The 25461-nt window shown below is 66.1% G+C and carries 21 protein-coding genes and 1 riboswitch; all 21 genes read right to left on the reverse strand.

Annotated elements, in window-relative coordinates:
• Positions 1-78 precede the first annotated feature (78 nt).
• The 21 genes from thiC to CCX87_RS15355 all read right to left on the reverse strand — a co-directional run bounded on the left by thiC (position 79) and on the right by CCX87_RS15355 (position 25442).
• Complete coding sequence (thiC, locus tag CCX87_RS15260; protein WP_087747562.1) at positions 79-1995, reverse strand: phosphomethylpyrimidine synthase ThiC; 1917 nt, start codon at positions 1993-1995, stop codon at positions 79-81.
• A 122-nt stretch (positions 1996-2117) separates the two neighbouring features.
• Positions 2118-2241, reverse strand: a riboswitch (TPP riboswitch).
• Between the two features lie 38 nt (positions 2242-2279).
• A complete protein-coding gene (locus CCX87_RS21140; protein ID WP_198314724.1) occupies positions 2280-2456 on the reverse strand; it encodes a hypothetical protein in 177 nt (58 codons plus the stop codon).
• Between the two features lie 7 nt (positions 2457-2463).
• A complete protein-coding gene (gene lpxC / locus CCX87_RS15265; protein ID WP_087747563.1) occupies positions 2464-3387 on the reverse strand; it encodes a UDP-3-O-acyl-N-acetylglucosamine deacetylase in 924 nt (307 codons plus the stop codon).
• Between the two features lie 201 nt (positions 3388-3588).
• Positions 3589-4830, reverse strand: coding sequence for a cell division protein FtsZ (gene ftsZ, locus CCX87_RS15270; RefSeq protein WP_087747564.1), 1242 nt, complete (start codon positions 4828-4830; stop codon positions 3589-3591).
• Positions 4831-4981: 151 nt separating this feature from the next.
• A complete protein-coding gene (gene ftsA, locus CCX87_RS15275) occupies positions 4982-6211 on the reverse strand; it encodes a cell division protein FtsA (protein WP_087747565.1) in 1230 nt (409 codons plus the stop codon).
• A 50-nt stretch (positions 6212-6261) separates the two neighbouring features.
• Entirely contained in the window at positions 6262-7050 is a 789-nt protein-coding gene (locus CCX87_RS15280) for a cell division protein FtsQ/DivIB (RefSeq protein WP_087747566.1), read from the reverse strand.
• The gene (locus tag CCX87_RS15285; RefSeq protein ID WP_087747567.1) at positions 7047-8060 is read right to left on the reverse strand and encodes a D-alanine--D-alanine ligase; all 1014 of its coding nucleotides are present in this window, start codon (positions 8058-8060) and stop codon (positions 7047-7049) included. Before CCX87_RS15285 ends, CCX87_RS15280 begins: the two co-directional genes overlap by 4 nt.
• Positions 8057-9490: a UDP-N-acetylmuramate--L-alanine ligase gene (murC, locus tag CCX87_RS15290; protein WP_087747568.1), complete on the reverse strand. Its 1434-nt coding sequence runs from the start codon at positions 9488-9490 to the stop codon at positions 8057-8059. Before murC ends, CCX87_RS15285 begins: the two co-directional genes overlap by 4 nt.
• A complete protein-coding gene (gene murG / locus CCX87_RS15295) occupies positions 9487-10551 on the reverse strand; it encodes an undecaprenyldiphospho-muramoylpentapeptide beta-N-acetylglucosaminyltransferase (RefSeq protein ID WP_087747569.1) in 1065 nt (354 codons plus the stop codon). Before murG ends, murC begins: the two co-directional genes overlap by 4 nt.
• Before the next feature lie 163 nt (positions 10552-10714).
• The gene (gene ftsW / locus CCX87_RS15300) at positions 10715-11980 is read right to left on the reverse strand and encodes a putative lipid II flippase FtsW (RefSeq protein WP_087747570.1); all 1266 of its coding nucleotides are present in this window, start codon (positions 11978-11980) and stop codon (positions 10715-10717) included.
• A complete protein-coding gene (murD, locus tag CCX87_RS15305; protein ID WP_087747571.1) occupies positions 11977-13725 on the reverse strand; it encodes a UDP-N-acetylmuramoyl-L-alanine--D-glutamate ligase in 1749 nt (582 codons plus the stop codon). The genes ftsW and murD overlap by 4 nt, the downstream gene beginning before the upstream one ends.
• Positions 13722-14900 carry a phospho-N-acetylmuramoyl-pentapeptide-transferase gene (gene mraY / locus CCX87_RS15310; RefSeq protein WP_087747572.1) on the reverse strand — a complete coding sequence of 393 codons (1179 nt, stop codon included), beginning with the start codon at positions 14898-14900 and terminating at the stop codon, positions 13722-13724. Before mraY ends, murD begins: the two co-directional genes overlap by 4 nt.
• 30 nt (positions 14901-14930) lie before the next feature.
• Complete coding sequence (locus CCX87_RS15315) at positions 14931-16352, reverse strand: UDP-N-acetylmuramoyl-tripeptide--D-alanyl-D-alanine ligase (protein WP_087747573.1); 1422 nt, start codon at positions 16350-16352, stop codon at positions 14931-14933.
• Positions 16343-17845: a UDP-N-acetylmuramoyl-L-alanyl-D-glutamate--2,6-diaminopimelate ligase gene (locus CCX87_RS15320; protein ID WP_087747574.1), complete on the reverse strand. Its 1503-nt coding sequence runs from the start codon at positions 17843-17845 to the stop codon at positions 16343-16345. The genes CCX87_RS15315 and CCX87_RS15320 overlap by 10 nt, the downstream gene beginning before the upstream one ends.
• Positions 17845-19590, reverse strand: a complete 1746-nt coding sequence (locus CCX87_RS15325) for a peptidoglycan D,D-transpeptidase FtsI family protein (protein WP_087747575.1) — start codon at positions 19588-19590, stop codon at positions 17845-17847. The genes CCX87_RS15320 and CCX87_RS15325 overlap by 1 nt, the downstream gene beginning before the upstream one ends.
• Positions 19587-19898 (reverse strand): cell division protein FtsL, encoded by a 312-nt coding sequence (ftsL, locus tag CCX87_RS15330; protein WP_087747576.1) that lies wholly within the window; start codon positions 19896-19898, stop codon positions 19587-19589. The genes CCX87_RS15325 and ftsL overlap by 4 nt, the downstream gene beginning before the upstream one ends.
• Entirely contained in the window at positions 19895-20824 is a 930-nt protein-coding gene (rsmH, locus tag CCX87_RS15335; RefSeq protein ID WP_087748398.1) for a 16S rRNA (cytosine(1402)-N(4))-methyltransferase RsmH, read from the reverse strand. The genes ftsL and rsmH overlap by 4 nt, the downstream gene beginning before the upstream one ends.
• Positions 20825-20832: 8 nt before the next feature.
• Positions 20833-21261 (reverse strand): division/cell wall cluster transcriptional repressor MraZ, encoded by a 429-nt coding sequence (mraZ, locus tag CCX87_RS15340; RefSeq protein WP_086926582.1) that lies wholly within the window; start codon positions 21259-21261, stop codon positions 20833-20835.
• A gap of 363 nt (positions 21262-21624) precedes the next feature.
• A complete protein-coding gene (gene hslU, locus CCX87_RS15345) occupies positions 21625-22950 on the reverse strand; it encodes an ATP-dependent protease ATPase subunit HslU (RefSeq protein ID WP_087747577.1) in 1326 nt (441 codons plus the stop codon).
• Between the two features lie 102 nt (positions 22951-23052).
• Entirely contained in the window at positions 23053-23619 is a 567-nt protein-coding gene (gene hslV / locus CCX87_RS15350) for an ATP-dependent protease subunit HslV (protein ID WP_087747578.1), read from the reverse strand.
• Positions 23620-23735: 116 nt separating this feature from the next.
• Positions 23736-25442, reverse strand: a complete 1707-nt coding sequence (locus CCX87_RS15355) for an STAS domain-containing protein (RefSeq protein WP_087747579.1) — start codon at positions 25440-25442, stop codon at positions 23736-23738.
• Between the last annotated feature and the right edge of the window lie 19 nt (positions 25443-25461).

A 25461-nucleotide genomic window follows, 5' to 3' on the forward strand; every position in this document is an offset into this window, starting at 1 on the left:
AGTCGAAGAAAATACAATAAAAATAGCCTCTAGCGCTTATCCAGCAAGCGCAAGAAGCTCATTTTTTAATAGCATTCATCAGACCGGCTTGATCGGCACGTACAGGCTGCTGCCGCCGCGCTGGAACTCTTCGGCCTTGGTCTCCATGCCCGCCGCCAGCGCCTCGGTCTCGGCAACCCCCTTTTGCTTTGCGAAGTCGCGCACCTCTTGCGTGATCTTCATCGAGCAGAACTTGGGCCCGCACATCGAGCAGAAATGCGCCACCTTGGAGGCATCCTTGGGCAGGGTCTCGTCGTGGTATTCCTTGGCCGTATCGGGATCGAGGCCCAGGTTGAACTGGTCCTGCCAGCGAAAGTCAAAGCGCGCCTGGCTGAGTGCATCGTCGCGCGAGCGGGCGCCCGGGTGGCCCTTGGCCACGTCGGCCGCGTGTGCGGCGATCTTGTAGGCGATGATGCCCTGCTTCACGTCGTCGCGGTCGGGCAGGCCCAGGTGCTCCTTGGGCGTCACGTAGCACAGCATGGCCGTGCCCATCCAGCCGATCATGGCGGCACCAATGGCGGACGCAATGTGGTCGTAGCCGGGGGCGATGTCGATGGTCAGCGGGCCCAGGGTGTAGAACGGCGCCTCGTGGCAGGTCTTGAGCTGCTCGGTCATGTTGGCCTGGATCATGTGCATGGGCACATGGCCGGGGCCTTCGATCATGGTTTGCACATCGTGCTTCCACGCCACCTGGGTCAGCTCGCCCAGCGTGTGCAGCTCGGCAAACTGGGCTTCGTCGTTGGCATCACTCGCGCAGCCGGGGCGCAGGCCATCGCCCAGGCTGAACGACACGTCGTACGCCTTCATGATGTCGCAGATGTCTTCGAAATGCTCGTACAAAAAGCTCTCGCGGTGGTGCGCCATGCACCACTTGGCCATGATGGAACCGCCGCGCGAGACGATGCCCGTGCGGCGCTGCGCCGTGAGGTGGATGTAGGCCAGGCGCACACCCGCGTGGATGGTGAAATAGTCCACGCCCTGCTCGGCCTGCTCGATCAGCGTGTCGCGGAAGATCTCCCAGGTCAGGTCTTCGGCCACACCGCCCACTTTTTCCAGCGCCTGGTAGATCGGCACGGTGCCAATCGGCACGGGCGAGTTGCGCACGATCCAGTCGCGCGTGGTGTGGATGTTCTTGCCGGTCGAGAGATCCATCACGTTGTCGGCGCCCCAGCGGATCGCCCAGACCAGCTTTTCGACTTCTTCCTCGATGCTCGACGTGACGGCCGAGTTGCCGATGTTGGCGTTGATCTTGACCAGGAAATTGCGGCCAATCGCCATGGGCTCCACCTCGGGGTGGTTGATGTTGGCGGGGATGATGGCGCGGCCCCGGGCCACTTCGTCGCGCACGAATTCGGGGGTGATGATGCGCGGGATGCTGGCACCCATCGGGTTGCCCATCAGGCGCTTCTCACGGCCAGCGTCGGCCATGTACTGCGCCATCCACTCGCGCTTGCCGTTTTCGCGGATGGCCACGTATTCCATCTCGGGCGTGATGATGCCTTTGCGGGCGTAGTGCATCTGCGTGACGTTACCGGTGTGGTTAGCGCCGGCCTTGGCGCGCAATGGCTTGCGTTGCAGGGCTGCGGCCTCGGCGCGCAGCTGGGCCAGGCGGGTGGCATCTTCGCTCTTTTGTCCGTCGTCCAGCGCTACGGGGGCGCGGCCTTCGTAGTGCTCCACATCGCCACGCGCGGCAATCCATGCATCCCGCACACCTGCGAGACCCTTGCGCACGTCAATCACGGCATCGGGGTCGGTGTAGGGGCCGGAAGTGTCGTACACACTGACCAGTTCGCCATTGGTCAGCGCGATGTCGCGCACGGGCACGCGCAGGTCGGTGTGCAAATGGCCGGGGATATAGGCTTTGCGCGATGCAGGAAAGGGCTCGCGCGTGCGGGCCAGCAGCTCCGCAAACTTTTCGGGGGCAGCGAGCTTGGCGTGGGGGTCGGGGGCGTTCATGGGCAGGTCTCCTGGTTCCGGTGGCGGTGGGGTCTGCTCCGGAATGGACCTGTGCGCCCCTCAGGTGGCTGCGCATGGCAGCGCCTGAGGCAAGGCGTGCCCACAGGGACTGCGGGCACGGGGACAAGGAGGTCGACTCTTCTTCCGCCGGTATGAACCGGATCAAGTTCGTCGGGTTCGCAAGGCCTGCCGAATTTCTTCAGCCACCTCGCATCTCAGCGCTTACGCACACCCCGGAGCAGGCGCGAGTATAGGACAGCGCTGCCTTACGGCCTTGAACAGGCTCAGGCCAGGCGCCCGATGAACAGCACGGCAAAGAAAAAGACGGCAGCGATGATGGTCCATTTCAGCACCACCAGGCCAAAGCGCTTGTAGCGCGCCTGGCCCGTGCCGGCATAGAACGCAAAGGAAACCACCGCGGTCAGCAGCAGTGCCATGGCCAGCCAGCGAAACAGCAGCATGGGCCCGCTACCACGCACGCACGGGTTGCAGGAACCCGCTGGGCGCCTGGCGTTCATCCTCGAACGTCACTTCTTCCCAGGCATCGCGCTGCGCCAGCAGTTCGCGCAGCAGCAGGTTGTTCATGGCATGGCCCGAGCGGAAGGCGCTGTAGGCCGCCAGCAGCGGCTTGCCCACGAGGTACAGGTCGCCCATGGCGTCGAGGATTTTGTGCCGCGCAAACTCGGCGTCGTAGCGCAGGCCGTCGGCGTTGAGCACCTTGTAGTCGTCCATGACGATGGCGTTGTCCAGCCCGCCGCCCAGCGCCAGGCCATTGGAGCGCAGCATCTCCACGTCTTTGGTGAAGCCGAAGGTGCGCGCGCGGGCGATGTCGCGCGCGTAGTTGCCCGAGCCCAGGTCGAACTCCACGCTCTGCCCGGTGGAATCGACAGCCGGGTGGGCAAAGTCGATCTCGAAGCGCAGCTTGAAGCCGTGGTAGGGCTCCAGGCGCGCCCACTTGAGGTTGTGGCCCTCGCCCTCGCGCACCTCCACCGGGCGCTTGAGGCGGATGAAGCGCTTGGGCGCGTTCTGCAGCTCCACGCCCGCGCTTTGCAGCAGGAACACGAACGAGGCCGAGGAGCCGTCGAGAATGGGCACCTCTTCGGCCGTGATGTCGATGTAAAGATTGTCCAGACCCAGCCCGGCGCAGGCCGACATGAGGTGCTCCACGGTGTGCACCTTGGCGCCGCCCGCGCCGATGGTCGAGGCCATGCGGGTGTCCACCACGGCTGTGGCGGTAATGGGAATGTCCACCGGCTCGGGCAGATCGACACGGCGGAACACGATGCCTGTGTCCGGCTGGGCCGGGCGCAACGTCAATTCGACCCGCTGGCCGCTGTGCAGGCCCACGCCAACGGCGCGGGTCAGGGTCTTGATGGTGCGTTGCTTGAGCATCTTGCAATTTTAGTGGGCCCGCCCAGCAGGAAGTACCTGTGACTTCCTATGACCCTGATAGAAAACGGAACACCTGAAATCGGCGCACGCCCCACCAGGGACGCCGCGCAAGGGACGCCCCGCCGCGCTGGCGTCGTCCCCCTTCCCGCGCTCAGCGAGAGAAGGGGGAAGCGGCGAAGCCGCTCAGGAGGATCTACCCTGTCAATCTGCCTGCTTGCGCAGGAAAGCCGGAATCTCCAGATCATCCATGCCGCCCGACGACAGTGCATCCACGCGGGCCGCTGCCTGCGTGCGGTTGGTGCGCCACACGCTGGGCACCGACATGCTGCCGTAGTCGGCCTGCGAGCCCCCCACCATGCCGCCGGCCACACCCACGGCACCACCCAGGCCACCGCTGGTGGCCATGGGCATTTGGTAGGCGATGTTGTCCGTGCCCGTGCGCAGGCCACCCTGCACCACCGAAATGGGCTGGCGGCGTGCGTTGGGGCGCGACAGGCCTGTGGCCACCACGGTCACGCGGATCTCGTCGCCCAGGCTGTCGTCGTAGGCCGCGCCGTAGATCACATGCGCGTCGGGCGAGGCATAGGCGTTGATGGTGCTCATGGCCAGGCGCGATTCAGACAGCTTCAGGCTGCCCTTGGCGGCCGTCACCAGCACCAACACGCCCTTGGCGCCCGACAGGTCGATGCCTTCCAGCAGCGGGCAGGCCACGGCCTGCTCGGCGGCGATGCGCGCACGGTCGGGGCCGCTGGCGGTGGCCGTGCCCATCATGGCCTTGCCGGGCTCGCCCATCACGGTGCGCACGTCTTCGAAGTCGACGTTCACATGGCCGTATTCGTTAATGATTTCGGCAATGCCGCCCACGGCGTTTTTCAGCACGTCGTTGGCGTGGGCAAAGGCCTCGTCCTGGGTGATGTCATCGCCCAGCACTTCGAGCAGCTTTTCGTTGAGCACCACGATCAGCGAATCCACATTGGCTTCGAGCTCGGCCAGACCGTTGTCGGCATTGCTCATGCGGCGCCCGCCCTCCCAATCGAAGGGCTTGGTGACCACGCCCACGGTGAGGATGCCCATTTCCTTGGCCACGCGCGCAATCACGGGTGCAGCGCCGGTGCCCGTGCCGCCGCCCATGCCGGCGGTGATGAACAGCATGTGCGCGCCCGAGATGGCGGCGCGGATGTCGTCCACCGCGGCTTCGGCGGCTTCACGGGCTTTTTCGGGCTTGCTGCCGGCGCCCAGGCCGCTGTTACCCAGCTGGATGGTGCGGTGGGCCGAGCTGCGGGTGAGCGCCTGCGCGTCGGTGTTGGCGCTGACGAACTCCACGCCCTGCACGCTGCGGGCAATCATGTGTTCGACGGCGTTGCTGCCGCCACCGCCCACACCGATCACCTTGATCTGGGTGCCCTGGTTAAATTCTTCGGCTTCGATCATTTCGATGGTCATGTTGGAGCTCCTGTTTCTAAATTCGTATGCAATTGCCAATGGATGAAAAGGGGTCTGGTTCGCGGTACATAAGGCGGGCCGGTACATCGCCATCGACCGCGCGGTATGCGATGGGGACTCCCTCGTGCAAGCCAGAGTGGGTATTTCATGGTCAGAAATTCCCCACGATGAAGTCTTTGAAACGCCCGAACGCGGTCTTCATCGACCCGCTCTTTTGCGCCACCTTGTAGCCGCGCATGCGGGCCAGACGCGCTTCTTCGAGCAAGCCCATCACCGTGGCGGCGCGGGGCTGGGCCACCATGTCCGACAGTGCACTGGAATACTTGGGGATACCACGGCGCACGGGCTTCAAAAAGATGTCCTCGCCCAGCTCGATCATTCCGGGCATCACCGAGCTGCCGCCGGTGAGCACGATGCCCGACGACAGCACTTCTTCGTAGCCCGACTCGCGCACCACCTGCTGCACGAGCGAGAAGATTTCTTCCACCCGGGGCTCGATCACGCCGGCCAGCGCCTGCTTGCTGAGCATGCGCGGGCTGCGGTCGCCCAGGCCGGGCACTTCCACCTGGGCCTCGGGGTCGGCCAGCAGCTGCTTGGCGTAGCCGCTTTCGACCTTGATGTCTTCGGCGTCCTTCGTGGGCGTGCGCAGCGCCATGGCGATGTCGCTGGTGATCAGGTCGCCGGCAATCGGGATCACCGCCGTGTGGCGGATGGCGCCACCGGTAAAGATGGCCACGTCGGTCGTGCCCGCGCCGATGTCCACCAGCACCACGCCCAGTTCGCGCTCGTCATCGGTCAGCACGGCCTGGCTCGATGCCAGCGGGTTGAGCATGAGCTGCTCCACGTCCAGGCCGCAGCGGCGCACGCACTTGATGATGTTTTCGGCCGCGCTTTGCGCGCCGGTCACGATGTGGATCTTGGCCTCCAGGCGGATGCCGCTCATGCCGATGGGCTCTTTCACGTCCTGCCCGTCGATCACGAATTCCTGCGGCTCCACCAGCAACAGGCGCTGGTCGCTGCTGATGTTGATGGCCTTGGCGGTTTCGACCACGCGCGCCACGTCGGCGGCGGTGACTTCCTTGTCTTTGACCGCCACCATGCCGCTCGAATTGAGGCCCCGGATATGGCTGCCCGTGATGCCGGTGTAAACGCGCTGGATCTTGCAGTCGGCCATCAGCTCGGCCTCTTTCAGCGCCTGCTGGATGCTCTGCACCGTGGCGTCGATGTTCACCACCACACCGCGTTTCAAGCCATTGCTCGGCGCCACGCCCAGGCCGGCGAGCTTGAGTTCGCCATTGGGCAGCACCTCGGCCACCACGGCCATGACCTTGGCCGTGCCGATGTCCAGCCCCACCACCACGTCTTTGTATTCTCTTGCCATATCAGTGTCTGCCCTTCATTGTTCTGTCCAGTCGCATCCGCTCCCCGCGGCTACTTCTTGGCAGCCGCTTGCGCGGTCACCGTTGTCACGCCGCGCAGGCGCAGTGCATAACCCCCGGCATGGCGCAGGTCGGCCGACTCCAGCGCGTCGGCGCGGCGCTGGTATTGCGCCGCCACCTGCGTCAGCGTGCGGGCAAAGCGCTGCGTGCGCTCCACCACCTCCTGCGGCGTGCCGCCTCCCAGCTCCAGCACGGCTTCGCTGTCGAGCGTGGCACGCCAGCCGCCACGTCCCGTCAGCACCAGTTCGTCCACCGCCATGCCCAGCGGCTCGAACACCGGCTGCAGCAGGCCATGCATCTGGAGCACCTGGGCCGAGCTGCCCTGCGGGCCCACCAGACGGGGCAAGCCCTCTTGCTCCACATCGCCCACATTGGCTTCGAACACCTCGCCCTGGCTATTGACCAGTGCAGCGCCGGTGTCGGGCCCCCAGTAGGCGACGGCATCGTGTTCCTGCAGCTCCACGCGCAGGCCGCCAGGAAACTCGCGCCGCACCATGGCCTTGCGCACCCAGGGCGCCTGTTCGAACGCCGTGCGCGCGGCGCGCAGGTCGAGGGTGAAGAAGTTGCCCGCAAGTTGCGGCGCCACATTGGCCCGCAAGGTCACGGCGTTGTTGTGCACCAACTCACCCTCGACCACGATGCGCGCCACGGCAAACCCCGGGTGCAGCAACACCCAGCGCGCCCCCGCCCCCAGCAACAGCAGGACGCAGCACACGAACAAGACCGATGCGGTCAGGTTCATGAGCTTGACGTCCAGCGGTGCGGGCAGCGACGGATTCATGGCGTGACGGCCTCCTGGGGCTGGCCTTGCGCCGGGCTCAGCGTGGCACCTGGCGGCGTGTCCAGCGTGGCCGTGGCAAGCAGGCCCACGCACAGGTCTTCGTAGCTGATACCAACGGCCCGCGCCGACATGGGCACCAGCGAATGCCCGGTCATGCCTGGCGAGGTGTTGATTTCCAGCAGAAACGGCTTGCGGTCACTGGCCCGGATCATGATGTCGGCCCGCGCCCAGCCGCGGCAACCCAGCGAGCGGAAGGCCTGCACCACCAGGCGCTGGATCTCGCGCTCCTCGGCCTCGGGCAAGCCGCTCGGGCAGTGGTATTGCGTGTCGTCGGTGAAATACTTGTTCTGGTAGTCGTAGTTGCCCTGCGGCGCCACGATGCGGATCACCGGCAGCGCATGGGCGCCAGCACCTTCACCCAGCACCGGGCAAGTGGTTTCGTCGCCCTCGATGAACTGCTCGCACAGCACCTCGGGGTCGTATTTCGATGCCAGCGCGTAGGCCTGCTCGCATTGCTCGGGCGAGGTAACTTTGCTCAACCCGATGGTCGAGCCCTCGCGCGCGGGCTTGACGATCATGGGCGCGCCCAGCGCCTGCAGGGCCAAAACGGTTTCTTCGCTGCTGGCCACGAGGCGCCAGTCGGGCGTGGGCAAGCCCTCGGCACGCCAGATGCGCTTGGTCATGATCTTGTCCATCGACATGCTGGACGCCATCACGCCGGAGCCGGTGTACGGAATGCCCAACAACTCCAGCGCGCCTTGCACCGTGCCGTCTTCGCCATGGCGCCCGTGCAGGGCAATGAAGCAGCGGTCATAGCCGCCGCGTTTCAGCTCGCCCAGATCATTGTGGGCAGGGTCAAAAGCGTGGGCATCCACGCCGCGCGAGCGCAGCGCCTGCAACACGCCGCGGCCGGACATCAGCGACACATCGCTCTCGGCCGACGCGCCGCCCATCAGCACCGCCACTTTGCCGAGCGCGCGGACATCCACATTGGAACCAAATGCGCTCATTGCGCTCTCCCTGTTTGCGTCAATAGCTCATTATTTTGTAGCATTTCCACGACTTTTCCAGGCACGGCGGCGATGGAGCCGGCACCCATGCACATCACCACGTCGCCCGCCTTGGCGTTGTCAGCAATGATCTGGGGCATCTCGGAAACGCTGTCAACGAAGTGCGGCTCCACCCGGCCGGCCACGCGCAGCGACCGCGCCAGCGCGCGGCCGTCGGCCGCCACCACGGGCGCTTCGCCGGCGGCATAGACCTCGGAGAGCAGCACGGCATCGGCCGTGCCGATGACCTTGACGAAATCTTCAAAGCAGTCGCGCGTGCGGCTGTAGCGGTGCGGCTGAAACGCCAGCACCAGGCGGCGCCCCGGGAAGGCACCGCGCGCTGCCGCCAGCGTGGCGGCCATCTCGACGGGGTGGTGGCCGTAGTCGTCGATCAGCGTGAACTGGCCACCGTCCTTGGCGGGCAGCTCGCCATAGCGCTGGAAGCGCCGGCCCACGCCCTTGAAACCGGCCAGCGCGCGCTGCACGGCTTCGTCCGGAATGTTCAGCTCCACGGCCACCGCGATGGCCGACAGGGCGTTGAGCACGTTGTGCTCGCCCGCCAGGTTGAGCACCACCTCCATGTCGGGCAGCGTGACGCCGTTGCGCCGCTGCACCGTGAAGCGCATTTGCCCCGCCTCGGCCCGCACGTTGATGGCGCGCACCTGGGCGTCTTCAGAAAAGCCGTAACTGGTGACCGGGCAGGTTACGCTTTGCAAAATGTCGCGCACCGCCGGGCTGTCAATGCACAGAACGGCCGTGCCATAGAACGGCATGCGGTGCAGAAAATCGACAAAAGCGCCCTTGAGCCGACCGAAGTCGTGCCCGTAGGTTTCCATGTGGTCGGCGTCGATGTTGGTCACCACGGCCATCACCGGCAGCAGGTTCAGGAACGACGCATCCGACTCATCGGCCTCGACCACGATGTAGTCGCCGCTGCCCAGCTTGGCATTGGCGCCCGCGCTGTTCAGGCGCCCGCCGATGACGAAGGTCGGGTCCAGCCCCGCCTCGGCCAGCACGCTGGTCACGAGGCTGGTGGTGGTGGTCTTGCCGTGCGTGCCGGCGATGGCGATGCCCTGCTTGAGGCGCATCAGCTCGGCCAGCATGAGGGCACGCGGCACGACTGGAATCTTCTTGTCGCGCGCGGCCAGCACCTCGGGGTTGTCGGCCGTGACCGCCGTGGAGGTGACCACGGCATCCGCGCCCTCGATGTGCGCGGCTGCATGGCCCAGGCAGGTCTGGATGCCCAGGCCCTTGAGGCGGCGCAGCGTGGCGCTGTCGGCCAGGTCGGAGCCCGAGATGCGGTAGCCCAGGTTGAACAGCACCTCGGCGATGCCGCTCATGCCGGCGCCGCCGATGCCGACGAAGTGGATATGGCGAATGGCGTGCTTCATGCGGCAAGCTCCTCGCAGGCAGTCACCACTTCACGGGTGGCGTTGATTTTTTGCATGTTTTTGGCCTTGAGCGCTACATCCACAAGCGTGGATCGCTCTAATTTCAATAGCATTTCAGACAAGCCCTCGGGCGTCAGGTCGCTTTGCTGCACCAGCCAGCCGCCACCGGCGTTCACGAGGAACTGCGCGTTGGAGGTCTGGTGGTCGTCCACGGCCGACGGGAAGGGCACAAAGATGGACGCCGCCCCCACGGCAGCGATTTCGGTGACGGTGCTGGCACCCGCGCGGCAGACGATGATGTCGGCCGCCGCAAAGGCGCTGGCGGTGTCGTCGATGAAAGGCGTCAGCTCTGCATCGACCCCGGCGGCAGCGTAGTTGGCGCGCAGCGCGTCGATCTGCGTGGCGCCGCTCTGGTGGACCACGGTGGGGCGTTGTCCGGCAGGCATCAGCGCAATGGCCTGGGGCACGATTTCGTTGAGCGCCCGCGCGCCCAGGCTGCCGCCCACCACCAGCAGGCGCAGCGGGCCTGCGCGGCCGGCAAAACGCTCGGCCGGGCCGGGCTGCTGCGTGAAGGCGGCGCGCAGCGGGTTGCCCACCCACTGGCCTTTCTTGAACACGTTGGGGAAGGCGGTGAACACGCGGTCGGCCACACCGGCCAGCACCTTGTTGGCCATGCCGGCCACCGAGTTCTGTTCGTGCAGCACCAGAGGCTTGCCCGCCAGCACGCCCATCATCCCGCCCGGAAAGGTGATGTAGCCGCCCAGGCCCACCACCACGTCGGGCTGGACGCGCCGCACCACGGCCAGCGCCTGCCAGAAGGCGCGCAGCAGGCGCAGCGGCAGCAAGGCCAGCGTCACCAGCCCCTTGCCGCGCACGCCCGAGAAGTCGATCAATTCGAGCGGAAAGCCGTGCTGCGGCACGATGCGCGACTCCATGCTGCCCGGTGCACCCAGCCAGTGCACGCGCCAGCCGCGCGCGCGCAATTCTTCGGCCACGGCCAGGCCCGGGAAGATGTGGCCGCCCGTGCCGCCGGCCATGATGAGGGCCGTTTTCTGCGTCATACGCGGCCTCCTCTCATAGGCGCTGCGCGCCTTGCAGCGCTGACGCACTGCAGCAGTTCATTTTGGTGAAACAAGCTGCTCATACGCGGCCTCCGCGCATCGAATGCTGCGCATTCGGCAGCGCTTGCGCGCTGCTGCAGCCCGTTTTGGTGAAACAAGCTGCTCATACGCGGCCTCCGCGCATGAGCAGCTTGTTTTCATAGTCCACCCGCAGCACCACCGCCAGCGCCACCAGGTTCATCAAGATCGCAGACCCCCCAAAACTCATCAGCGGCAGCGTGAGCCCCTTGGTGGGCAGCGCACCCAGGTTCACGCCCATGTTGATGAAGGCCTGAAAGCCGATCCAGATGGCCACGCCCTGCGCTACCAGGCCGGCGAACACCCGGTCCAGCGCGATGGCCTGGCGGCCGATGTGCATGATGCGGCGCGTCATCCAGACGAACAGCACGATGAGGGTGAGCACGCCCACCAGACCGAACTCCTCGCCGATCACAGCCAGCAAGAAGTCGGTGTGGGCCTCGGGCAGCCAGTGGAGTTTTTCGACACTGCCGCCCAGGCCCACGCCAAAGATCTCGCCGCGCCCGATGGCGATGAGCGAGTGCGAGAGCTGGTAGCCCTTGCCCAGCGCGTGCTCTTCGCTGAACGGGTCCAGATAGGCGAACACGCGCTCGCGCCGCCAGGGCGAGCTGGCGATCATGACGCCGAAGGCCGCCACCAGCACCCCCGCGATCAGGAAGAACATGCGGGCGTTGACGCCGCCCAGGAACAGGATGCCCATGGCGATCACGGCCACCACCATGAAGGCGCCCATGTCCGGCTCGGCCAGCAACAGCACGCCCACGATGGCCACGGCCGCGCCCATCGGCAGCACGGCGCGAAAGAAGCGCTCTTTCACATCCATCTTGCGCACCATGTAGTCGGACGCATAGATCAGCACGGCGAACTTCGCCAGCTCCGAGGGCTGAAAGTTCATGACGCCCAGCGACAGCCAGCGCCGCGCCCCATTGACCACCGTGCCCACATGCGGAATCAGCACCGCCACCAGCAGCACGATGGAGGCCACGAACAGCCAGGGCGCCACGCGCTCCCAGGTGGCCATGGACACCTGGAACGCCAGCAGCGCCACCACAAAGCCGATGACCAGGGCCAACACATGGCGCACCAGGAAATGGGTGGCGGCGATCTTGCCGAAACGGGGGTTGTCGGGCATGGCGATCGAGGCCGAATACACCATCACCAGCCCCCAGGCCAGCAGCGCCACCACCACCCACAGCAGGGCCTGGTCGAACCCCAGCACGGCAGCGGGCGTGCTGCGGGTGGGGCGGTAGTCGGTGCCGCCCACGCGCACCGGCAGCACATCGGCGGCCTTGCCCGAAAGCCCCCTCAGCCAGGCCGTGACGCGCGGCCATGCACCTGTGGCGGTGGTCATTGCAGGCCCTCCAGTTCCTGGCCGGCGTCATGGGCCAGCGTGCGCACGGCATCGCAGAACACCTGGGCGCGGTGCGCGTAGTCCCGAAACATGTCAAAACTGGCGCAGGCGGGCGACATCAGCACCGCATCGCCCGAGTGGGCGTGCTGCGCGGCCAGCTGCACGGCCTGCGCCAGCGTCTGCGCATCGACCAGCGCAACCCCTGTGCCTTGCAGGGCGGAACGGATCAAGGGGGCGTCCCGGCCCATCAGCACCACGGCCCGCGCATGGCGCGCCACCGGCGCTGCCAGCGGCGAAAAGTCCTGCCCCTTGCCCTCGCCCCCCAGGATGACGACGATGCGGCGATCCGCCCCCAGGCCGGTCAGCGCCGCCACCGTGGCACCCACATTGGTGCCCTTGCTATCGTCGAAATACTCCACGCCCGACACCCTGCCGATGGGCTCCACACGGTGCGGCTCGCCGCGGTATTCGCGCAGGCCGTACAGCATGGGCGACAGCGCGCAGCCGGCCTCGCAGGCCAGCGCCAGTGCAGCCAGGGCGTTGATGGCGTTGTGGCGCCCGCGGATGCGCAGTGCATCGGCCGGCATCAGGCGCTGGATGTGCAGCTCTGCCTCGTCGTTGCGGCCGCGTTTTTTGGTTTCGTCCGACTCCAGGGCGCGCACCAGCCAGGCCATGCCGCTGACCATTTCGATGCCAAAGTCGCCGGGGCGCCGGGGCATGTCGCCGCCAAAGGTGCTGTGCGCGCGCTGCTGCGGCTTTTGCAGCTTGGCCTTTACCGGCGGCGGCAGCATCTGCATCACGGCCGGCTCGTCGCGGTTGAGCAGCATCACCGCGCTCTGGCCGAAGATGCGGGCTTTGGCGCCGGCATAGGCCTGCATGTCGCCATGCCAGTCCAGGTGGTCCTGCGTGATGTTGAGCACCGTGGCGGCCGTGGGCTCAAAGCCCACCACGCCGTCGAGCTGAAAGCTTGACAGCTCCAGCACCCACACCTGGGGCAGCGTGCCCGCGTCGATGCGCTCGCTGAGCGTGTCGAGCAGCGTGGGGCCGATATTGCCCGCCACGGCCACGGTCTTGCCCGCGCGCTCCACCAGCTGGCCCGTGAGCGAAGTGACCGTGGTCTTGCCGTTGGTGCCGGTGATGGCCAGCACCGCCGGCGCATAGCCATGCGCTGCGCGCAATGCGTCGAGCGCCATGGAATAAAGGCTTAATTCGCCTCCAGTGCTGATGCCCATTGCGCCAGCAGCTACGAATACAGGAGCAACCGAAGCGGGACTCAACCCCGGCGAGCGGTACACGGCGTGCAGGTTCTGCCCCTCTACCAGGTGGCCACCAAATTCCCCGGCCACGAAACGCACCAGGGGCAGCTCGTGGCGCAATGCGGCCAGCTGGGGCGGGGCTTGGCGCGTGTCGGCCACGGTGACCTGGGCGCCACTGCGCACGCACCAGCGGGCCATGGCCAGGCCCGACGCACCCAGGCCGAGGATGAGGATGTTCTGGTCCTGCAGCGGCTTCATGCCCTCGCCCGGGCGGCCCACGGGCTCGGCGGATGCTTGCGCCGGCGCTGCAGCATCAGACGGCACCGCGGGCAACTGCGCGGGGCCGGGCTCGGGCGCAGCCACCTCGGCAAAGATCTGCGCCACGAAATCAGCCGCCGCCTGGGCGGCAGAGATGGCGGGCGCACCGCCCCCGGCCTCGGAAGGCACGGCCGGGGGTTGGCCAGGCAGGAGGGGGTCGTGGGTGCTCATCGCAGTTTCAGGGTTGAAAGCCCCACCAGGCACAGCAGCATGGTGATGATCCAAAAGCGCACCACCACCTGCGTTTCCTTCCAGCCACTCTTTTCAAAGTGGTGGTGCAGCGGCGCCATCTTGAGCAGACGCCGGCCTTCGCCGTAGCGCTTTTTGGTGTATTTGAACCAGGTCACCTGCAGCATCACCGACAGGGCCTCGACCACGAAGATGCCGCCCATGATGGCCAGCACGATCTCCTGGCGCACGATGATGGCGATGGTGCCCAGGGCGCCGCCCAACGCCAGCGCGCCCACGTCACCCATGAAGACCTGGGCCGGGTGCGCGTTGAACCACAAAAAGGCCAGCCCCGCACCGGCCATGGCCGCACAGAAGATGAGCAGCTCGCCCGAGCCCGGGATGTACGGGAAGAACAGGTACTTGGAATACACCGAGCTGCCGGTCACGTAGGCGAACACGCCCAAGGCCGAGCCCACCATCACCACCGGCATGATGGCCAGTCCGTCCAGGCCGTCGGTCAGGTTCACCGCATTGCTCGAACCCACGATCACCAGGTAAGTCAGGATGACGAAGCCCAGCACACCCAGCGGGTAGCTCACTTCCTTGAAGAACGGCAGCTGCAGCCCCGCCTTGGGCGGCAGGTCGAGCGAGAAGCCCGACTGCACCCAGCCCACAAAAAGCTCCCACACCTTGGCGTTGGAGCTTTCGGAAATGCTGAACACCAGGTACAGCGCGGCCATGAGGCCGATCACCGACTGCCAGAAATACTTTTCGCGCGAGCGCATGCCCTCGGGGTCTTTATTGACCACCTTGCGCCAGTCATCCACCCAGCCGATGGCGCCAAAGCCCAGCGTGACCAGCAGCACGATCCAGACAAAGCGGTTGGACAGGTCAAACCACAGCAGGGTCGAGATGGCGATCGACAGCAGGATCAGCACGCCGCCCATGGTGGGCGTGCCGCTCTTGGACAGGTGCGACTGCATCGCATAGCCCCGAATCGGCTGGCCGATCTTGAGCGAGGTGAGCACGCGGATCACCTTGGGGCCCGCCACCAGGCCGATGAGCAGCGCCGTCATGGCGGCCATCACGGCGCGGAAGGTGAGGTACTGGAACACCCGGAAAAAGCCAAACTCGGGCGACAGGCCCTGCAGCCATTGCGACAGCATCAGCAGCATGACGTGCCTCCGTGCGAGGTGCGGCGGGCATCAGTGGCTTGCATCATGGCGCGCCTCCGGGTGGATGTTTTCTTGTTGTTCTGCGGCGGCGACCATCGCCTCCACCACCTGTTCCATCTTCATGAACCGCGATCCCTTCACCAGCACGCTGCCCACCTGGGGCAGCACCTCGCGCACCGCTGCTTGCAGCGCTGCCATGTTGTCAAAATGCCTTGCGGCGCCAAATGCCTGCACCGCGCTCACCGATTGCGCGCCCAGCGCATACAGGTGCGCAATGCCCGCCGCACGCGCGTGCGCGCCCGCTTCGGCATGGAACTGCGGCCCCTGGTCGCCCACCTCGCCCATGTCGCCCATCACCAGCAGCTGCGGCGCGGGCAGTGCGGCCAGCACGTCGATGGCGGCGCGCATGGAGTCGGGATTGGCGTTGTAGGTGTCATCCACCACGGTGATGTCGCGGCCCGCCTGCCGCACGCTGAGCGCGCGCGATCGCCCCTTGACGGGGCTGAAGGCACTGAGGCCGCGCGCAATGGCCTCCAGCGGCGCCCCCGCCGCCAGGGCACAGGCGGCAGCCGCCAGCGCATTGGTCACGTTGTGCCGGCCCGCAATCTGCAGCGCGCACGACAGCGCGCCGGCCGGCGTGGCCAGCTCCACCGCCCATGCGCCCTGCTGCCAGCTGGCTTGCAGGCACTGCACATCACCACCCGCGCCAAAGGTCATGCACCGGCGCGGCGCCGCCAGGCCAGCCCACAGGGTGGTGTAGGCATCGCCAGCGGGAAACACCGCCACGCCATCGGCCGGCAGCGCCGCCAGCACCGAGCCGTTTTCCTCGGCCACGGCCTGCACCGTGTGCATGAATTCGAGGTGCTCGCGCTGCGCGTTGTTGACCAGCGCCACCGTGGGCTGCGCGATGGCGGCCAGCGTGGCGATTTCGCCGGGATGGTTCATGCCCATCTCGATCACCGCGGCGGCGTGCTGTGCGCGCAGGCGCAGCAGCGTCAGGGGCACGCCGATGTCGTTGTTGAAGTTGCCCTGCGTGGCAAAGGCCGCATCACCCTGCCAGGCGCGCAGGATGGACGCCACCATCTGCGTCACCGTGGTCTTGCCATTGCTGCCCGTGATGCCGATCAGCGGCAGGCTGAACTGGGCGCGCCACCCGGCCGCCAGCGCACCCAAGGCCGCCAGGCTGTCGGGCACCTCGATGCCGGGCAGGCCAGCGGCTTCGAGCCCGCCATGCGCGATGGCCGCCACGGCGCCACCGGCGCGGGCGTCGGCCAGAAAAGCATTGGCATCAAAGCGTTCGCCCTTGAGCGCCACGAACAAATCGCCCGCCTGCAGGGTGCGGGTGTCGGTGTGCACGCGTGCCACGGGCGTTGCCGCATCGCCCACCAGGCGGGCCCGGGGAATGCTGCGGCGAATCCAGTCGAGCGCCTGCTGCAGGTTCATCATGCCCATGTGCTGGCTCCCCGGGCGGCCAGCGCTGCCTGCGCCTGCGCCATGTCGTCAAACGGTCGGCGCACGCCGGCTGTTTCCTGGTAGTCCTCGTGGCCCTTGCCGGCGATCAGCACCACATCGGCCGCATCGGCTTCGCTGATGGCCAGCGCAATCGCGGCGGCGCGATCGGGCTCGGCCCGCACGGTTTCGCCGGCAATCGTGCCTTGCAATATCTGGTGCAGGATGGCCCCGGGCGCTTCGCTGCGCGGGTTGTCGCTGGTCACCACCACCCAGTCGGCATGCTGCTGCGCCACGGCGCCCATCAGCGGGCGCTTGCCGGCGTCGCGGTCGCCGCCGCAGCCGAACACGCACCACAGCTGACCGCCGCGCTCGGTCGCCAGCGGGCGCAGCGCCTGCAGGGCTTTATCGAGCGCATCCGGCGTGTGGGCATAGTCCACCGCCACCAGCGGCTGCCCCGGCGCCACCAGCCGCTGCATGCGGCCCGGCACGGGTTGCAGGCCGGCGCAGGCGCGCACGGCATCCGCCAGCGGCACGCCCTGGCTGCGCAGCGTGGCCAGCACGCCCAGCAGGTTCAGTACGTTGTAGTGGCCGATCACGCGGGTCTGCAAGGGCAGCCGCTCGGCCCCCTCCACCACCGTGAAGGACAACCCCTGGTCGCCCAGGGCGATGTCTTGCGCCACCAGCCGCGCCGGGCCTTGCGCCGAGATGCTCCACAGATCGAGCGCGCCACCCGTCAGCTCGGCGTGCAGCTGCGCACCAGCGGTGTCGTCCACGTTGATGACGGCCGCTTGCAGACCGGGCCAATCGAACAGGGCGCGCTTGGCCCGCCAGTAGTCGGCCATGCTGCCGTGGTAATCCAGATGGTCCTGGGTGAAATTGGTGAAGATGGCCACGCGGATTTGCGTGCCCGCCAGGCGCGCCTCGGCCAGCCCGATGGAGGAGGCCTCGATGGCGCAAGCACCCAGCCCCTGGTCGGCATATTGGCGATACGCGCGCTGCAGGCGCACCGGGTCGGGCGTGGTCATGCCCGTGGATTCGAGGGCGGGCGGCACACCCATGCCCAAAGTGCCAACCAGCGCACAACCAGCTTGCGCATGAAGCTCTCTATTTGATAGCAAATTCCAGGCACCCGACAGCCACCATGCGGTGCTGGTCTTGCCGTTGGTCCCTGTCACCGCCAGCACAGCCAGGTGCCTGGTGGGATGGTCAAACCACTGCGCCGCCATCAGCCCGGTGGCAGCCTTGAGGCCGCGCAATGCGGCCAAGTGATCGCCCGTGAAACCAAACGCCTCCACACCTGCCTGCTCCACGAGGCAGGCCGCGGCGCCCCGCGCCAGGGCATCGGCCACATGGGCGCGCCCGTCGGTCGCGGCGCCGGGCCAGGCAATGAAGCCATCGCCGGGGGCAATCAGGCGGCTGTCGGTCTGCAGGGTGCCGGTCACCCGCTCGCGCAGCCACTGCACGGCGTCATGGGACGAGGTCAATGTTTGCATCACAGCGACTCCTCCACCCCGTTGGTCACGATCTGCGGCTTGACGGCCATGTCCGGCTGCACGCCCATCATGCGCAGCGTTTGCTGCACCACCTCGCTGAACACCGGCGCCGCCACCAGGCCGCCATACACCTGGCCGTTGGTGGGCTCGTCAATCATCACGGCCACGATGATGCGCGGCTTGTCGATGGGCGCCATGCCGGCGAACCAGGCGCGGTATTTGCCACTCGCGTAGTTTTTTCCCACCTGCTTGCGGGCGGTGCCGGACTTGCCGCCCACCGAGTAGCCCACGGTCTGTGCTTTTTGCCCCGTGCCGCCGGGGCCTGCGGCCATCTGCAGCATCTTGCGGACCTGATCGGCCGTGCGCTCGGAGAACACGGGCACGCCAATGGCGGGCTCGGAACTCTTGAGCAAGGTGGCCGGAATGATGCGCCCGCCATTGGCAAACACGGTGTAAGAGCGCGCCATCTGGAACAGGCTGGCCGACAGGCCGTAGCCATACGACATGGTGGCCTGCTCGATCGGACGCCAGCTCTTGTAGGGCCGCAGCCGACCACTGACCACGCCCGGAAACCCGAGCTGCGGCTTCTGGCCGAAACCAGCGGCCGAGAAGGTTTCCCACATCTCGCGTGCCGGCAGTTGCATGGCGATCTTGGTGGTGCCGACGTTGCTGGATTTCTGGATCACGCCTTCGACGGTGAGCGCACCATAGTTGCGTGTGTCCGAAATGGTGGAGCCCGTGATGGTGAGGCGGCCCGGGGAGGTGTCGATGACGGTCTCGGGCCGCACGCGGCCCGATTCGAGCGCCAGGCCAACGGTGAGGGGCTTGATGACCGAGCCGGGCTCGAACACATCGGTGAGCGCGCGGTTGCGCAGCTGCTCGCCGGTGAGGTTCTGGCGCTTGTCGGGCACGTAGCTGGGGTAGTTGGCCAGGGCCAGCAGTTCGCCCGTGTGCGCATCGAGCACCACCACGCTGCCGGCCTTGGCCTTGTGGGCTGCGACCTGGTCGCGCAGCTTCTGGTAGGCAAAGAACTGCACCTTGCTGTCGATGGACAGCTGCATGTCGCGGCCATCGACCGGCGGCACGGTCTCGCCCACGCCTTCGACTACGCGGCCCAGGCGGTCCTTGATCACGCGGCGCGAGCCGGCGCGCCCGGCCAGCTCGCTGTTGAAGGCCAGCTCCATCCCCTCCTGGCCCTTGTCTTCCACATTGGTGAAGCCCACCACATGCGCGGCCGACTCGCCCTCGGGGTATTGGCGCTTGTATTCCTTGCGCTGGTAAATGCCCTTGATGTCCAGCGCCGTGATCTGCTGACCCACGTCCCAGTCGAGCTGGCGCTTGATCCAGACAAAAGTCTTGTCCTCATCGGCCAGCTTGGCGCTCAGTTCAGACTGGGGCATGTCCAGCAGACGGGCCAGTTGCTTGAGCTTGGCGCGTACCTCGGGCTTGTCCTGCTCCACATCCTCGGGGATAGCCCAGATGCTGGCCGCCGGCACGCTGGAGGCCAGGATGAGCCCATTGCGGTCCAGGATCTTGCCGCGGTTGGCGGGCAATTCGAGCGTGCGCGCAAAACGCACCTCGCCCTGGCGCTGGAAAAAGGCGTTGCCGAACACCTGCACATAGGCCGCACGCGCGCCCAACCCCACGAAGCCCAGCGCAATCATGGCAACAATGAACTTGCTGCGCCACACGGGCGTCTTGCTGGCCAGCAGCGGGCTGGAGGTGTAGAGCACGCTGCGGCTCATGGCTGCGCCCCCGAAGCGGCCGTGGCGACATCGGCAGCGGCACCGGCAGGATCGGCGACATACTGGGTGATGGCAGGGGTGGCCGTGCGCATCTGCAACTGCGACCGCGCCAGCTTTTCCACCCGCAGCGGCGTGGCTTGCGCGCGCTTTTCCACCTGCAGCCGCTGGTGTTCGGTCTCCAGCCGGCGCGACTCGGAAACGGCCCGGTCCAGCTGGGTGAACAGGCGGCGCGACTCATACTGCGTGTGCACCAGATACAAGGCACTGGCCATCACCGCCACCAGCAAGACGAGGCTGAGCCGGGTCATGCGGCGGCCTCCGTCCGCTCGGCAACGCGCATGATGGCGCTGCGCGAACGGGGATTGGCCGCCACTTCGGCCGCGCTGGGCTTGATGCGGTCCAGCGCGATGAGCTTCATGACCTTGGGCGGGGCAAAGGGCGCACGGCGGTCGTACACCTCTTTGGAGTGCTGCGCAATGAACTGCTTGACGATGCGGTCTTCGAGCGAATGAAAGCTGATGACCACCAGCCGACCACCAGGCCGCAGCACATGCAGGCTGGCTTCTAGTGCTTGCTGCAGCTCTTCAAGTTCAGCGTTGATGAAAATCCGTAAAGCCTGAAATGTGCGCGTTGCAGGGTTCTGGCCCGACTCGCGGGTCTTGACCGCACCAGCCACGAGATCGGCCAGCTCGGCGGTGGTTGCAAGGGGGCCCCGTTCCTCGCGCCGCGCAACAATCGCCTTTGCAATGGGGCCAGCAAACCGTTCTTCACCGTAGTCACGTATCACCTCCGCAATCTGTTGAACCTCGGCAGTGGCCAACCACTGGGCCACACTCTCGCCACGCGTGGTATCCATGCGCATGTCCAGCGGGCCGTCGAAACGGAAACTGAAGCCCCGCCCGGGGCTGTCGATCTGGGGCGAGCTCACGCCCAGGTCCATCAGCACCCCGGCCGCACTGCCCGGCGGCAAATCCGCCAGATGGCGAAAACCTTCGTGCCGAATGGAAAAACGCGCATCGGTGATGCGCGTTGCTTCGGCGATGGCTTCAGGGTCTTTGTCAAACGCCACAAGGCGCCCTTGCGGCCCCAGCCGCAGCAGAATGCGGCGCGAATGCCCTCCCCGGCCAAAGGTGGCATCCACCCAGGTGCCAGCAAGCGCGGGGCCGGCACAGCCCAGCAGCGCGTCAACCGCTTCATCGAGCAGGACGGTGGTGTGTTGCAGATCAGGGGTCACCACGGGCCTTAGAAAGAGAAATCCTTGAACACATCGGGCATTTCGCCCTGCATGGCCTGCGCTTCCTGCGCGTCGTAGGTGGCCTTGTCCCACAACTCGAAATGATTGCCCATGCCCAGCAGGATGGCGTCCTTGGCAATGCCGGCCGCCTCGCGCAGCTCGGGCGACACCAGTACGCGACCGGTGGCATCCATCTCCACGTCCATGGCATTGCCCAGAAAGATGCGCTTCCACCACTGGGCAGACATGGGCAGCTGACTGATGCGCTCGCGAAACTTTTCCCACTCCGGACGGGGAAACACCATCAGGCAGCCATGGGGGTGCTTGGTGATCGTGAGTTGGCCCGCCGCCGTCGCGCTCAGGACGTCACGGTGCCGGGTCGGCACAGACAGCCGACCCTTCGCATCGAGACTCAGCGACGAGGCACCTTGAAACACGGAACGATTCCCCTATTCGGGCGATGGCCCCTTGAACCCGGATATCGAAGCTCAAGGGCACTTTTCACCACTTAATTGCACTTTTTTGCACTGTAGCAGGAAAAGCGCTCAAAACAAGGGGGCGTGCAACAAACTTTTGCAATGAAATCAATGACTTAGAAGCGATTTCGAAGAAACGAAAACGACAAAATCCGTTATCCAATAAGCACTTAGAACTGCCTATGCAAGTGATACCTGAAGGCGGGACTGATGCCGGCGCGGATTAGCCACCTGCGTCGGCACAGGCGCGAAGCCGCAGACAGCGCTGCGGCATGGCAACGCAACGCCAGGCAGCGCAAGGATCGCCGGGGTGGCGAATCCGCCTCAGAGGATGTAGCGCGACAGGTCTTCGTCCTGGCTCAGGGTTTGCAGGCGCGTGTCGACATAGGCCGCATCCACGGTGACCGTCTGGCCAGACAGTCGCGCCGCATCGAAGCTGACGTCGTCCAGCAGCCGCTCCATCACGGTGGCCAGGCGGCGGGCACCGATGTTTTCCGTGCGCTCGTTCACATCGAAGGCAATGTGCGCCAGGCGCGTGATGCCTTCGGGCAGAAATTCAAGCGTCACCCCCTCGGTCGCCAGCAGCGCCTGGTATTGCTTGACCAGCGAGGCGTGGGTTTGCGTGAGGATGGCTTCAAAGTCCTGCACTGACAGGGATTCGAGCTCCACCCGGATCGGAAAGCGCCCCTGCAGTTCGGGAATCAGGTCGCTGGGCTTGGACAGGTGGAAGGCCCCGGAGGCGATGAACAAAATGTGGTCCGTCTTGACCATGCCGTATTTGGTGGACACCGTGGTGCCCTCCACCAGCGGCAGCAGGTCGCGCTGCACGCCCTGGCGCGACACGTCGGCGCCACTGGTCTCCTGGCGCGCCGCCACCTTGTCGATCTCGTCGATGAACACGATGCCGTTCTGCTCGGCACTGGCGATGGCGCGGGCCCGGATCTCTTCTTCGTTGACCAGCTTGCCGGCCTCCTCCTCGGTGAGCAGCTTCAGGGCCTCGGCGATCTTGAGCTTGCGGGTGTGGCGCTTGCCCTGCCCCATCTGGCTGAACATGCCGCGCAACTGCTCGGTCATCTCCTCCATGCCCGGCGGGCCCATGAGCTCCACCTGGGGCCGGCTCTCGGCCAGGTCGATCTCGATGTCCTTTTCGTTCAGGCTGCCTTCGCGCAGCTTCTTGCGAAACACCTGGCGCGCCGTGCTGTCCGTGGCCGGCTCGGCGCCCGCCGCCGCGCGGGCCGGCGGAATCAGCACATCCAGAATGCGCTCTTCGGCCGCATCTTCGGCGCGGGTGCGCACCTTCTTCATTTCAGATTCGCGCGTCTGCTTGACAGCCATTTCGGCCAGGTCGCGGATGATGGCATCCACATCCTTGCCGACATAGCCCACTTCGGTGAACTTGGTGGCCTCCACCTTGATGAAAGGCGCATCGGCCAGGCGCGCCAGGCGCCGGGCGATCTCGGTCTTGCCCACGCCGGTGGGTCCGATCATGAGGATGTTCTTGGGCGTGATTTCCTGGCGCAGGCTGCCTTCGACCTGCTGGCGGCGCCAGCGGTTGCGCAGCGCAATGGCCACGGCGCGCTTGGCGCTGGCCTGGCCGACGATGTGGTTGTCGAGTTCGGAAACGATTTCCTGGGGGGTCATGGACGACATGGCAGAAATTCCAGTCAAATATGGCTCTAGCGCTTACCTATAAAGCGTTAGTAGCTATCAAAAACATATCAAAATAATCAACAAACCTTCCACCCAGCCGGCCTACAGCGTCTCAATGGTGTGGTTCATGTTGGTGTAAATGCACAGCTCGCCGGCGATTTCCAGCGAGCGCTTGACGATGTCCTGGGCCGACAGATCGGTGTGGTTGAGCAGCGCCTTGGCGGCCGAATGCGCGTAGGCGCCGCCCGAGCCGATGGACACGATGCCCTGCTCCGGCTCCAGCACATCGCCATTGCCGGTGATGATCAGCGAGGCGCTGGCGTCGGCAACGGCCAGCATGGCTTCGAGGCGGCGCAGCACGCGGTCGGTGCGCCAGTCCTTGGTGAGCTCGATGGCAGCACGGGTGAGATGGCCCTGGTGCTTTTCGAGTTTGGCCTCGAAACGCTCGAACAGCGTGAAGGCATCGGCCGTGGCACCGGCGAAGCCCGCCAGCACCTTGCCATGGTAGAGCTTGCGCACCTTGCGCGCCGTGCCCTTGACAACGATGTTGCCCAGAGTGACCTGGCCATCGCCGCCAATGGCGACCTGCAGGCCCTGGGGTGTCTGGCGACGCACACTCAGGATGGTGGTGCCGTGAAAAACCGGGTGGTTATCGTTTGATGAGTCCATAGCTGCGGCAGATGGGGATAGCCGCCCATTTTGCAAGCATGCGTCCAAACGGGCACCACCCAGGCCAGTGACCGCCGCGACGCAACTCAGTGGCTCAGTGGCTCAGTGGCTTGTCACTAATTTTTTCGCGGCACAACCCAGGCGTGCTCGCTGACACCGATCACATTGAAGAAGATCGCCACCAGGCGGTGCAGATTGTGGAACTGCACCACATAGCCACGGGACTGCTGCTCGGCAGCCCAGTTGAGCACCGAGCCGGCGGCGCCGAAATCGATACGAATAAGACGGTCGCAGTCGATGATCAGGGGTTCACCAGGTCGCGCCAGCGCCTGGAAAGGCTCCAGCAGTGGCGCGGCATCGCCGTCAATGTGGCCACTGAGCATCGTCGCAGGGGGCGATTCGAGCACTGCAGGCACGGTGGCATCGGCCGCCTCGGGAGCCAGCAGATCGTGTCCGGCCGCTTGCACCCCTGCGGCCGCATGTTCGCTGTCCGAATAACCGCAGCGCGGCGCAGTCCACGAGGGCGGCGAGACTTCGTAGGTCACGCAGTAGTCCAGTGCGACCAGCTCGAACTCATCCGGGCTGGCCATGAGCCGCAGGACCGCCATGCGCAGGCGCCACCACTCAGGGCTGCTGGAGCGGTCGCCCGACTGGGTTTTGCTCTCAAGCAGGCTATTGAGCGCAGACACGCCGGAAAACACAAACTGCCCACTGCGATTGGCCCACTGGATGAACTGATCGGCCAGCAGCGGCACGGCCGCCTCGTCAATGGCGGTCAGGCGGCCCCAGGCCAAAGTCCAGGGCGGGGTGGCACGGGCCAACGCGGCCTGCAACGCGGCCACCGATGACACGGCCACGGTCGAAGGTGCAGCCCAGCTGAAATCACGCCGTGCAACCGCAGGCGCCACGACGGGTGCAGCCGCAGAGGCCAGCCCCAGCTGCTCGGGCATCGAAAACCACAGGGGTGCCGACCGGCTGAAACGCGCGGCGAAGTCGATCGCCAGGGTGTCAAAACGGTCCTGCTGGCCGGTTGCGCGGTACAGGTCAAACAGCGTCATCCAGATTTCCAGCTGCTGCAGCGGGTCATCCTGTTGGTGCTGGGCAAGCACATCCCGCAGGCCAGACTCGGCGCCGGCATGGTCGCCATTGGCAAACCGGATGGCGGCTTCTTCCAGATCGGGTTCGTGCACAAATTCCTCCGGTTCGACTGCGGGTTCAGGTTCGGCTGCGGCAGGGCTGAAAGACGCTGCGGGTGCGCCAGCGCGCATGGGGGCATCTTTGCCGCCAAACCCCGCAATGGCCATGCTGTCGTCCGCAAACAACGGCGCCACCGAGGGCCTGACCTCCAGCGGAGCCTGCAAAGTGCCCGGCCGGGTGAGCGCATAGGCGCGCGCGGCGGCCTCCTCTTGGCCCTGGGGCTGCATGTCGGCAGGCTGGGTGGGGGCATCTGCCGTGTGCTTGCCCTTCCACCACTGCTGGGACATCTGCGCTTCGATCTCGTCGATCTTCTTGAGCGTGACGGCGCGCCCGTCGGGTGACGCCATGCTGCTCTGAAAGAACGACGGGCGACCCGCGGGGTCTTCCGCGCGATCGCCCTGCAGCACCTCGCGCTGGCGCAGCTTGCGCAGTTGATCAAACTCGCGGCGGCGCACGAAGTCGTTGCGCCGCTTGCGCTCGATCATCTCCTTGAGCATCTGCTTGCTGTATTGGCTTTCCCGGTCGGCCTGGATCGAGTCGAGCTCCGTCCAGTTAACCGTGGGGTTGCGCACAAACCGCACCACCTTGGACAGCAGGCCGCCGGGTGTGGTTTCTTCCTTGCTCATAGGCAGTCAGAACGGGTGC

The sequence above is a fragment of the Acidovorax sp. T1 genome (assembly GCF_002176815.1).
Classification (GTDB): Bacteria; Pseudomonadota; Gammaproteobacteria; order Burkholderiales; family Burkholderiaceae_C; genus Acidovorax.

What these genes read in the sequence shown, in the direction of transcription:
- murG (WP_087747569.1), bottom strand. Translation starts at nt 10,551, where the DNA reads ATGACGCAGAAAACGGCCCTCATCATGGCCGGCGGCACGGGCGGCCAC.
- CCX87_RS21140 (WP_198314724.1), bottom strand. Translation starts at nt 2,456, where the DNA reads ATGCTGCTGTTTCGCTGGCTGGCCATGGCACTGCTGCTGACCGCGGTG.
- murD (WP_087747571.1), bottom strand. Translation starts at nt 13,725, where the DNA reads ATGAGCACCCACGACCCCCTCCTGCCTGGCCAACCCCCGGCCGTGCCT.
- lpxC (WP_087747563.1), bottom strand. Translation starts at nt 3,387, where the DNA reads ATGCTCAAGCAACGCACCATCAAGACCCTGACCCGCGCCGTTGGCGTG.
- ftsW (WP_087747570.1), bottom strand. Translation starts at nt 11,980, where the DNA reads ATGACCACCGCCACAGGTGCATGGCCGCGCGTCACGGCCTGGCTGAGG.
- CCX87_RS15285 (WP_087747567.1), bottom strand. Translation starts at nt 8,060, where the DNA reads ATGAGCGCATTTGGTTCCAATGTGGATGTCCGCGCGCTCGGCAAAGTG.
- CCX87_RS15315 (WP_087747573.1), bottom strand. Translation starts at nt 16,352, where the DNA reads ATGGGCATGATGAACCTGCAGCAGGCGCTCGACTGGATTCGCCGCAGC.
- CCX87_RS15280 (WP_087747566.1), bottom strand. Translation starts at nt 7,050, where the DNA reads ATGAATCCGTCGCTGCCCGCACCGCTGGACGTCAAGCTCATGAACCTG.
- CCX87_RS15320 (WP_087747574.1), bottom strand. Translation starts at nt 17,845, where the DNA reads ATGCAAACATTGACCTCGTCCCATGACGCCGTGCAGTGGCTGCGCGAG.
- hslV (WP_087747578.1), bottom strand. Translation starts at nt 23,619, where the DNA reads ATGGACTCATCAAACGATAACCACCCGGTTTTTCACGGCACCACCATC.
- CCX87_RS15325 (WP_087747575.1), bottom strand. Translation starts at nt 19,590, where the DNA reads ATGAGCCGCAGCGTGCTCTACACCTCCAGCCCGCTGCTGGCCAGCAAG.
- thiC (WP_087747562.1), bottom strand. Translation starts at nt 1,995, where the DNA reads ATGAACGCCCCCGACCCCCACGCCAAGCTCGCTGCCCCCGAAAAGTTT.
- murC (WP_087747568.1), bottom strand. Translation starts at nt 9,490, where the DNA reads ATGAAGCACGCCATTCGCCATATCCACTTCGTCGGCATCGGCGGCGCC.
- hslU (WP_087747577.1), bottom strand. Translation starts at nt 22,950, where the DNA reads ATGTCGTCCATGACCCCCCAGGAAATCGTTTCCGAACTCGACAACCAC.
- CCX87_RS15355 (WP_087747579.1), bottom strand. Translation starts at nt 25,442, where the DNA reads ATGAGCAAGGAAGAAACCACACCCGGCGGCCTGCTGTCCAAGGTGGTG.
- ftsA (WP_087747565.1), bottom strand. Translation starts at nt 6,211, where the DNA reads ATGGCAAGAGAATACAAAGACGTGGTGGTGGGGCTGGACATCGGCACG.
- ftsL (WP_087747576.1), bottom strand. Translation starts at nt 19,898, where the DNA reads ATGACCCGGCTCAGCCTCGTCTTGCTGGTGGCGGTGATGGCCAGTGCC.
- mraY (WP_087747572.1), bottom strand. Translation starts at nt 14,900, where the DNA reads ATGCTGCTGATGCTGTCGCAATGGCTGCAGGGCCTGTCGCCCGAGTTT.
- ftsZ (WP_087747564.1), bottom strand. Translation starts at nt 4,830, where the DNA reads ATGACCATCGAAATGATCGAAGCCGAAGAATTTAACCAGGGCACCCAG.